The organism is Streptomyces sp. NPDC086147, assembly GCF_040702165.1.
GTDB lineage: Bacteria > Actinomycetota > Actinomycetes > Streptomycetales > Streptomycetaceae > Streptomyces.
The window spans coordinates 39369-49992 of the sequence record NZ_JBFBJO010000024.1 but is presented as its reverse complement, the minus strand read 5'-3'; the positions used below and the strand labels follow the sequence as shown (position 1 = coordinate 49992).

The window sequence follows — 10624 nt, the reverse complement described above, 5'->3', positions numbered from 1 at the left end:
GATCAGGATCGGAACTCGGCGTCGATGAAGCGGAAGAGCTCCTCCGCCGTCGACGGGGCGCCGGCCGCGTCCGCCGCGTCCGGGTCCGCCGTCCCCGGTGCGGGGGCCAGCCGGTCCAGGAGGTGGTCGGCGAGCGCCTCGGGCGTCGGGTGGTCGAAGACCAGGGTCGCCGGGAGCCGCAGGCCGGTCGCCCGGCCGAGCCGGTTGCGCAGCTCGACCGCGGTGAGCGAGTCGAAGCCGAGCTCCTTGAAGGTCCGGCCGTCCGTGGCGCCGTCCGTGCCGGGCGCGGCGCCGAGGACGGTGGCGATGTGCCGGAACACGGTGTCGGCCACCAGTTCCCGCCGCCGCGCCGGTGCGGCCGCCGCGATCCGCTCGGACAGCCCGTCGCCGGCCGGTTCCCCGCCGTCGGCGGGCGCCGCGGCCCGGGGGCGGACGAGGGAGCGCAGCGGCGGCGCGGGTTCCGTCTCCGCCGCGAGCCGGGCCGTGTCGAGCCGTACGGCGGCGAGCGCCGGTTCCCCGGCCTCCAGGGCCGCGTCGAGGAGGGCGAGGGCGCGCTCCGGGGACAGCGGCAGGAGTCCGCCGCGGCTCATCCTGGCCCGGTCCGCCCGGGACAGCGTGCCGGTCATGCCGCTGTCGGAGCGCCACAGGCCCCAGGCCACCGAGGTGGCCGGGAGGCCCGCCCGGGCCCTGGCCGTCGCCAGGGCGTCCAGGTGGACGTTGGCGGCGGCGTACGCGCCCTGGCCCGCGCTGCCGACGAGGCCGGCCGCGGAGGAGAACAGGACGAACGCCGCGAGGTCGGCGTCCCGGGTGAGCCGGTCCAGGTGGCGTGCGCCGTCGGCCTTGGGCCGCAGCACCGCGTCGAGGCGGGCCGGGTCGAGGGTGCGCAGCGTCGCGTCGTCCAGGACGCCCGCGGCGTGCACGACCGCCGTCAGGGGGCGCTCGGCCGGGATGCCGGCGAGCAGCGCGGCGACCTCCGCCTCGTCGCCGACGTCCGCGGCGACGGAGGTCGCCTCGGCTCCGAGGGCGGCGAGTTCGGCGTGCAGGGCGCGGGCCCCTTCCGTGTCCGCGCCGCGCCGGCCGACGAGGAGCAGGTGCCGTACGCCGTGCCGGGCGGCGAGGTGGCGGGCGACGAGCCGGCCGACGCCGCCGTACGCGCCGGTGATCAGGGTGGTGCCGTCCGGGTCGATCGGCCGCGGGATGCGCAGCGCCACCTTGCCGGTGTGCCGGGCGAGGCTGAGGTGACGCAGGGCCGTCGGGGCCCGGTCCACGTCCCAGGCGGTCACCGGGAGCGGCGTGAGGACGCCGGTCCGCAGCAGCTCGACGAGGTCGGCGAGCATCTCCCGGATGCGGTCGGGTCCCGCCTCCATCAGGTCGAAGGAGCGGTAGCCGACGCCGTGTTCGGCCCGGACGCGGAAGGCGTCGCGCAGGTCGGTCTTGCCCATCTCGACGAACGTGCCGCCGGGGGCGAGCAGTTCGAGCGAGGCGTCCACGAACTTCCCGGCGAGGGAGTTGAGGACGATGTCCACGCCGCGTCCGCCGGTGGCGGCGCGGACCTCGGGCACGAAGGACAGGTCGCGGGAGTTGCCGATGCGGTCGGCGGGCAGTCCGGCGGCCTCGACGGCGGGGTGTTTGGCGGGGCTCGCGGTGCCGAAGACGTGCAGGCCCCAGTGGCGGGCGAGCTGGATCGCGGCGCCGCCGACACCGCCGGCGGCGGAGTGGACGAGCAGCCACTGCCCGGGTTTCGCGTCGGCCAGGTCGCCGAGGGCGTAGTACGCGGTGAGGAAGACGGCGGGCACGGTGGCGGCCCGCGCGAAGTCGATGCCGTCGGGGATCGGGGCGAGCAGCCGGTGGTCGGTGACGGCGACCGGCCCTATGCCGCCGGACACCAGGCCCATGACCCGGTCGCCCGGGGCGAGCCCGACGACGCCGTCGCCCGTGGCGAGGACCACGCCGGCCGCCTCGGTGCCGAGTTCGGCCTCGCCCGGGTACATGCCGAGGGCGAGCATGGCGTCGCGGAAGTTGAGTCCGGCGGCGCGGACGGCGATCCGCACCTCGTGGTGGCCGAGGGGCCGTTCGGGCACCGGGCGGCGCACGAGGTCGTCGGCCGAGCCGCTCCCGCCGGTGGCGAGCCGCCAGTTCCCGTCCCGGCCGGTGTCCGGGGCGAGGGCCGGCCGGTACGGGTGGAGCCGGGGCACCAGGAGGTCCGTGCCGCGCAGCGCGAACTGGTTCTCGCCGTCGGCCAGGACGCGCGGCGGCAGGTCCCCGCCGGGGCCGTCCGCGTCGACGAGGACGACCCGGCCGGGTTCCTCGGTCTGCACGCTGCGGACCAGGCCCCAGACTGCGCCGCCGACCGGTCCGGCGACGCCCTCGCCGGGCACGGCCTCGACGGCGCGCCGGGTCCGGACGACGAGGCGGACAGGGTCCAGGCGGGGTTCGGCGAGTCCGTCCCGCAGGGTGGCGACGAGCGCCTCCAGGGTGCCGCGCAGGGTCTCGGGGCGGTCGTCGCCGGGGTCCGGGACCGGCAGCACGAGGGCTCCGGGCAGGCGGGTTCCGGCGTCGAGCGCGGCCCGTACGGCGGCGAGGTCGGGGTGTGCGGGCGAGCCGAGCTCCCACACCTCCGGCCCGGGGGCTACGGGGCCGTCCGGGGCCGGTGCCGCCTCCCAGCCGAGGACATGGAGGGGGTCCGCCCCGACGGGCTCGGCGACCCGGAAGGCCACGGCGTCGAGGTCCGCCACGGGGGTGCCGTCGGTACCGGTGAAGGACACCGAGACGGTGTCGCCCGCGCCGCGCCGCAGGTGGGCGCGGACGGTGTCCGGGACGTCGCCGTACCGCCGCAGCCCGCGCCAGCTGAAGGGCAGCCGGATGGCCCCGTCGTCGGGGAACAGGCCGGCGGCGCCGACGGCGTGCAGGGCGGCGTCGAGCAGGGTCGGCGCGATCCGGAAGCCGGGCGCCGGAGCGGTCGGGGACAGTTCGGCGTGCACCTCGTCGCCGGACCGCCACGCCGCGCGCAGACGGCGGAAGGCGGGTCCGTACCGATAGCCCTTGAGCGCCAGGTCGTCGTACAGCGCGTCGACGTCGACCGGGTCGGCGCCCGACGGCGGCCAGGGGCCCGGGAGCGCTTCGGGCCTCTCCCCCTCGGGCGCGAGGGTGCCGGTGGCGTGGGCGGTCCACGGCGCTCCGAGCGGATCGGCGTCGGTCCGGTCGCCGGTGGTCCGTCCGGAGACGGACCGGTCGGCGTCGGTCCGGTCCTCGACGGGCCGGGCGTGCACGGTCAGGGGACGTACGCCGTCCCGCTCCGGGGGGCCGACGGCCACCTGGATCTCGACGGCGCCGCCGTCGGGTCCGTCCGCCGCGAGCACCAGCGGCTCCCGCAGGACCAGTTCCTCCAGCTGTCCGGTGCCCGCGAGTCCGCCCGCGTACAGGGCGAGTTCGGCGAGGACGGCGCCGGGGACGAGGACCGAGCCGTCCACGGCGTGGTCGCCGAGCCACGGCTGCTCGTGCGGGGAGAGCCGGCCGAGGAGGAGCAGTCCGTCGGCCCCGGCGGTCCGGACCGCGCCGGTGAGGAGCGGGTGGCCGGCCGGGCGCAGGCCGGCGGCCGGGGGCCCGGCCACGGGTCCGGGGGCGGCCGGGTCGAGCCAGTGCCTCCGCCGGTCGAAGGCGTACGTGGGCAGGGGCGGCAGGCCCGGTGTCCGGGGTCCGGTGTGGGCGGTCCAGTCGACCGGCACGCCCTGGACCCAGGCCTCCGCGACGGAGCGCAGCACCCGGTCGAGGCCGCCCTCGTCGCGGCGGAGCGTGCCGAGGACGGCGGTGGCGTCGCCGCCGGGCGCGGCGTCGAGGACGTCCTGGACCCCGACGCCGAGCACCGGGTGCGGACTGATCTCGACGAACACCTCGTGGCCCGCCGCCAGGGCGGCTTCCACGGCCGTCCGCAGCCGCACGGTCTCGCGCAGGTTCCGGTACCAGTAGGCGGGCCGGCCGAACTCGGGGTCGCCGGGCGCGACGGGCCCGCCGGTCACGGTCGAGAAGACCTCGGCCGTGAAGGCGTCGCGGGGCTCGGTCTCCGGGAGCACGGCGAGGAGTTCCGTCTCCAGGGACTCCACCTGGGCGGAGTGCGAGGCGTAGTCGACGTCGATGAGCCGGACGCGGACGTCCCGCTCGTCGAAGGCGCGGCGGACCTTTTCGACCTCGGCGGGCGGGCCCGCGACCACGGTGGACCGGGGGCCGTTGACGGCGGCGACGCCCGCCGCCGCGCCCGTCGCGCCGAGCACCTCCCGGACCGCGGTCTCGTCGGCGGCCACCGACAGCATCGCGCCGCCGCCCGCGAGGGCGCGGAGGCTCCTGCTGCGCAGCGCGGCGACGGCGGCCGCGTCGGCGAGGGACAGCGCCCCGGCCGCCGGGGCCGCGGCGATCTCGCCCTGGGAGTGGCCGACGACGGCCGCCGGGCGCACTCCGAACGACTCCCACACCGCCGTGAGGCCGGTCATGGTGGCCCAGAGCACGGGCTGGACGACGTCCACCCGGGTCAGGTCGGCGTCGCCGCGCAGCGCGTCGAGCAGCGACCAGCCGGTGACCGGGTCGAGGACGGCCGCGACCTCGGCGATCCGTCCGGCGAACGCGGGCGAGCGGTCCAGGAGTTCGCGCGCCATCCCGGGCCACTGGGCACCCTGGCCCGGGTAGAGGAACACCGGGGCGCGGTCGGCGGGGGCGTGGCCGGTGACCACGTACGGGGACGGGGTGTCGTCCGCGACGGCGGCCAGTCCTTCGAGGACCGCGGCGCGGTCCCCGGCGACGACGACCGCGCGGTGCGCGAACACGCTCCGGGTGCCCGCGAGTTCGGCGGCGACGGCGCCCGGGTCGGTGTCCGGGCGGGCCTCCAGGTGGGTCAGCAGGCGCCGGGCCTCGCCCCGCAGGGCGCCCGCCGACTTCGCGGACAGGACCAGCGCGTACGGGGTGCCGCCGGGCCCGTGGTCCGGTGCGCCCTCCGGGCGGTCCGGCGCCGGGGGCTCCTCGATGACGACGTGCGCGTTGGTGCCGCTCATCCCGAACGCCGAGACGCCGAAGCGGCGCGGGCGGTCGCCCGCGGGCCAGGGGACGTTCTCGGTGAGCAGGGCCAGTCCGCCGCGCTCCCAGTCGACGTGCCGGGTCGGCGCGTCGACGTGGAGGGTGCGCGGCAGCGTCTCGTGGTGCAGCGCCTGGACCATCTTGATGATGCCGCCGACACCCGCCGCGGCCTGGGTGTGCCCGATGTTCGACTTCAGCGAGCCGAGCCGGAGCGGCGGCCGGCCGTCCCGGCCCGCGCCGTACGCGTCGAGCAGCGCCTGCGCCTCCACCGGGTCGCCGAGGGTGGTGCCGGTGCCGTGGGCCTCGACGGCGTCGACGTCCGAGGGCGCGAGCCCGGCGTTGCGCAGCGCCTCCTCGATGACCCGCTGCTGGGAGGGGCCGTGCGGGGCGGTGAGGCCGTTGCTGGCGCCGTCCTGGTTGGTGGCGGAGCCCCGGAGCACGGCCAGGACGTGGCGCCCGTTGCGGCGCGCGTCCGACAGGCGCTCCACGAGCAGCAGTCCGACGCCCTCGCTGAAGCCGGTGCCGTCGGCGGCGTCCGCGAAGGCGCGGCAGCGGCCGTCCGGGGACAGCCCGCGCTGCCGGCTGAACTCGACGAACGTGGCGGGCGTCGCCATCAGCGTCGCGCCGCCGACCAGCGCGAGGTCGCACTCCCCGGCGCGCAGGGCCTGCGCCGCCAGGTGCAGGGCGACGAGCGAGGAGGAGCAGGCGGTGTCGACGGTGACGGCCGGTCCCTCCAGGCCGTAGGTGTAGGAGATCCGGCCGGAGGCGACGCTGCCGGCGCTGCCGGTGCCGAGGTAGCCGCCGTGCTCGCGCGGGTCGGCCTGCGCCCGGCCGCCGTACTCGGTGTAGATCAGGCCCACGTACACGCCGGTGCGCGAGCCGCGCAGACCGGCCGGGTCGATGCCGGCGCGCTGGAACGCCTCCCAGGAGGTCTCCAGGAGCAGCCGCTGCTGGGGGTCGGCGGCCCGTGCCTCGCGCGGGGACATCTCGAAGAAGTCGGCGTCGAAGTCGGCGGCGTCGTGGAGGAACCCGCCGCGCCGGACGTAGGAGGTGCCGGGGTGGTCGGGGTCGTCGTGGAAGAGGCGGTCCAGGTCCCAGCCTCGGTCCCCGGGGAAGTCTCCGACGGCGTCGCCGCCGCGCTCCAGGAGCTCCCAGAGCCGCTCGGGGCTGTCGGCGCCGCCCGGATAGCGGCAGCTCATGGAGACGATGGCGATCGGGTCGTCGTCGGTCCGCGCGGCGGTGCCGGGCCGGGTCCGCTCCGGGTCGGCCGGGTCCGCCCCGGCGGCGAGGAACGAGGCGACGGCGCGGGGCGTGGGGTGGTCGAACACGAGGGTGGCGGGAAGCCTGCGCCCGACGGCCCTGCCGAGGTGGTCGCGGAGCTGGACGGCCGTGATCGAGTCGATGCCGAGGTCGCGGAACGGCCGGTCGGGACGGACGTCCCGGGGCGAGTCGTAGCCGAGGATCCCGGCGACCGCCCTGGAGACCGTGGCGAGCAGCTCCGCCGGGTCGACGGGGCGACCGGTGGCCTCCGGTCCGGCCGGGCCGACGACGCCCAGGCGGCGGGCCCGCGCGGGAACGGTCGGCGGGGCCTCGGGCAGGGGGCCGTCCAGGGTGCGCAGCCGTATCCCGGCGGCGGTGAGGACGGGACGCCCGTCGGCGTCGAGGGCGGCGACCGCGAGCTCCTCGGGACCGCGCCGGGTGACGGCGATCCGGGCCACGGGGGCGCCGGGGACGTGCAGCCGGACGTCGGTCCAGGCGAAGGGAACGGTGACGGCCGGCCTGGTGTTCGTGGCCGTACCGGTCTCGGCCGGGGCGGTCGGGGCAGTCGGGTCGGTCGTGGTGAGTCCGGCCAGGAAGGAGGCCTGGAGCGCGGCGTCGAGCACCGCCGGATGGATCGCGTACCCCGGCCCCGAGGTCCCGGCGAGGACGTCGGCGACGACGGTGACGCCGTCCGTGCGGGCCTCGCGCACCGTCCGGAGGGCGGGCTCGTAGTGCACGCCGCGCGCGGCGAGGACGGCGTAGCCCGCGGCCACGTCGACGGGCTCGCCGCCGTCCGCGAGCGCGACGCCGACGGCGTCCCCCTCCTCCGGCTCCTCCGCCGTGAGCACACCGGTGGCGTGCAGCAGCCACGCCGCGTCCGGGGTGCCGTCGTCCCGTCGCGCGTGCACGGTGACCGCCGCGTCGCCGTCGTCCTGGGCGTGGACGGCCACCTGGAGCCGTACGGGCGCGTCCTCGGGCACGTCGACGGGGGCGAGCAGGGTCAGCTCCCGCACGCGGGGCAGGCCGACGCGCTCGCCCGCCGCGAGGGCGAGCTCGGTCAGCGCGCCGGACACGAGGAGCGTCCGGTCCCCGAGCCGGTGTCCGCGCGTCCAGTTCCGCTCCGTGCCGCTCGCGGGGACGGCGCCGGTGAACAGCACGCCCCGGCCGTCGGCGCGTTCGACCGCGGGGCCGAGCAGCGGGTGGCCGCCGGGATCGGACGGGGCGGGCGCGTCCGCGCCGGTGCGGGTGTCGAGCCAGTAGCGGCGCTCCTGGAAGGCGTACGTGGGCAGGGAGACCGTCCGGCCCCCGGTGGCGGCCGGACGGCGGACCTCCGCCCCGGCGACGTACAGCTCAGCGGCGGCGGTGAGGAGCCGTTCGGGGCCGCCGTCGTCACGGCGGAGCGTCCCGGAGACGTGGACGGGCGTCTCCTCGTCCGGCCGGGCGTCCTCGGCCGTGTCCGTGAGGGCGGCGACGAGCACGGGGTGGGCGCTGACCTCCAGGAAGTGCCGGTGTCCTGCGTCGATCAGCCCGCGCACGGTGTCGGCGAGCAGGACCGGCTCGCGGAGGTTGGCGTACCAGTAGGCGGCGTCGAGCCGGGTGGTGTCGCTCGCCTCCGCCCCGGCCGTCACGGTGGAGTGGAAGGGGACGGCGGAGGCGCGCGGACGCAGTCCGGCGAACTCGTCCAGGAGGGCTTCCCGGAGCGGTTCGACGGCGTGGGAGTGGGAGGCGTAGTCGACCGGGATCGGGCGGGCCCGCAGGCCGTCGTCCCGGGCGGCGGCGACGAACGCCGTGACGGCGTCGGCGTCCCCGGACACGACGGTGGAGCGGGGTCCGTTGACGGCCGCGACGCCGAGGTCCGTACGGGTGCCGATCCGGCGCCGCGTGTCGTCGGCCGACAGTTCCACGGAGGCCATCGCGCCGGTCCCGGCGAGCGAGAGGAGGGCCTTGCTGCGCCGGGCCACGAGCGCGGCGGCCTCGTCGAGGGACAGGGCGCCGGCGACGTACGCCGCGGCGATCTCGCCCTGCGAGTGGCCGACGACGGCGGCGGGTTCGACGCCGAACGAGCGCCAGGCGGCGGCCAGCGACACCATGACCGCGAAGAGGGCGGGCTGCACGACGTCGACGCGGGCGAGCTCGGGGGCGTCGTCCCGGGACACGACGTCGAGCAGGTCCCAGTCGGTGTGCGGGGCGAGGGCCTCGGCGCAGCGGGTCAGCTCGGCCCGGAACGGCTCGGAGGAGGCGAGGAGTCCACGGGCCATGCCGGCCCACTGGGAGCCCTGCCCGGGGAACACGAAGACGGGGCGGGCGCCGCCGTGCGCCTCGCCGCGCGCGGTGCGGCGGGAGGGCACGCCGTCCGCGAGGGCCGCGAGCTCCCGGGCGAAGTCGTCCGGGGTGCGGCCGACGGCGACGGCCCGGTACGGCAGGGCGGCACGCCCGGTGCTCAGGGTGTGCGCGACGTCGGCCGGGGCGAGCCCGGGACGCGCGTCGAGATGGGCGCGCAGCCGGACGATCTGGTCGTCCAGCGCCCGTTCGGTGTGACCGGACAGCTCCCAGGCGACGGGCGGGGGCGGGTCGGCGGGGGTGGCGGGGGCGGACACGGGCGCGGTGCCGGAATCGGCGGTACTGGACACGGGCGCGGTGCCGGGGTCGGGCGCGGACGCGTGGAGCGGGGCGGGGGCGGCGTCCGGCGCAGGATCGGGTACGGGATCGGTCTCGGCGCCCGGTACGGGCTCGGGTACGGACGCGGGCTCGGGTACGGAAGCGGTCACGGGCGCGGGTGCGGGACCGGCCGCGGTCCCGCGTGCGGGCTCCGGTGGTGCCTCGATGACGACGTGCGCGTTGGTGCCGCTGATCCCGAAGGACGACACGGCGGCGCGGCGCGGCCGGTCCCGCTCGGGCCAGGGGCGCTCCTCGGCGAGCAGTTCGACGCCGCTGTCGGCCCAGGCGACGTGCGGGGACGGCGCGTCGATGTGGAGGCTGGCCGGCAGCACGCCGTGCCGCATCGCCTCGGCCATCTTGATGACGCCCCCGATGCCGGCGGCGGCCTGGGTGTGTCCGATGTTGGACTTCAGCGAGCCCAGCCAGAGCGGATCGGCGGCGGTGCGCCCGCTGCCGTACACGGCGATCAGCGCCGCGGCCTCGATCGGGTCGCCGAGGCCCGTCCCGGTGCCGTGGCCCTCGACGGCGTCCACGTCGGCCGCGTCGAGCCCCGCGTCGTCGAGCGCGGCCCGGACCACCCGCTGCTGCGCGGAGCCGTTCGGGGCGGACAACTGGGTGCTGGCGCCGTCGGAGTTGACGGCGCTGCCGCGCAGCACGGCGACGACGGGGTGACCGGCGGCGAGCGCGTCGGAGAGCCGTTCGACCAGGACGAGGCCGGCGCCCTCGGCCCAGCCGGTGCCGTCCGCGCCGGCGGCGTACGCCTTGCAGCGGCCGTCCGGGGCGAGGCCGCGCTGCCGGCTGAACTCCACGAAGGTCGCCGGGGTGGCCATCACCGTCGCCCCGCCGGCCAGGGCCATCCGGCAGTCGCCCCGGCGCACCGCCTGGGCGGCGTAGTGCAGGGCGACGAGCGAGGACGAGCAGGCGGTGTCGACGGTGACGGCGGGGCCTTCGAGCCCGAAGGTGTACGCGACCCGGCCGGACGCGACGCTGCCGGCGCTCCCGGTGCCGATGAACCCCTCGAAACCCTCGGGGGCGCGGGTGTGACGGGAGCCGTAGTCGCCGTACATCACGCCGGCGAAGACCCCGACGGACTGCCCGGACAGGGAGCGCGGGTCGATGCCGGCGCGTTCGAAGGCCTCCCAGGCGGTCTGCAGCAGCAGCCGCTGCTGCGGGTCGACGGTGAGGGCGTGGCGGGGGCTGATGCCGAACAGCTCGGCGTCGAAGTCGGCGGCGTCGTGGAGGAAGCCGCCCTGGTCGGAGTAGGTGGTGCCCTCCTTGGCAGGGTCGGGGTCGACGAGCCGGTCGAGCGGCCAGCCGCGGTCGCGCGGGAACGGCCCGATCGCGTCGGTCCGCGACGCGACCAGCCGCCAGAGGTCCTCGGGCGACCGGACGCCTCCGGGGTAGCGGCAGGCCATGCCGACGATCGCCAGGGGTTCGCCGGCGGCCTGCTCGACCTCGTCGAGCCGCGCGCGGGTGCGCAGCAGGTCGGCGGTGGTCCGCCTGAGGTAGTCGCGGAGCTTGTCTTCGTTCGCCATCGATAAACCGCTCTCCGAAGCTCGGTCGGTGCTCAGTTCGGCTGGGTCGGTACTCGGTTCGGGCCGGCGCCCGGTGCGGGCCGAAACCCGGTTCGCTCCGGCCCGTTCGG

Annotated in this window: 1 protein-coding gene; it reads right to left on the bottom strand. The window is 77.7% G+C overall.

The annotated features are described in order from the left end of the window. Positions 1-2 precede the first annotated feature (2 nt). Positions 3-10514, bottom strand: coding sequence for an SDR family NAD(P)-dependent oxidoreductase (locus AB0398_RS30625; RefSeq protein ID WP_366378913.1), 10512 nt, complete (start codon positions 10512-10514; stop codon positions 3-5). Positions 10515-10624: the final 110 nt, after the last annotated feature.

Coding starts and splice junctions, on each gene's coding strand:
- AB0398_RS30625 (WP_366378913.1), bottom strand. CDS start 10,514: ATGGCGAACGAAGACAAGCTCCGCGACTACCTCAGGCGGACCACCGCC.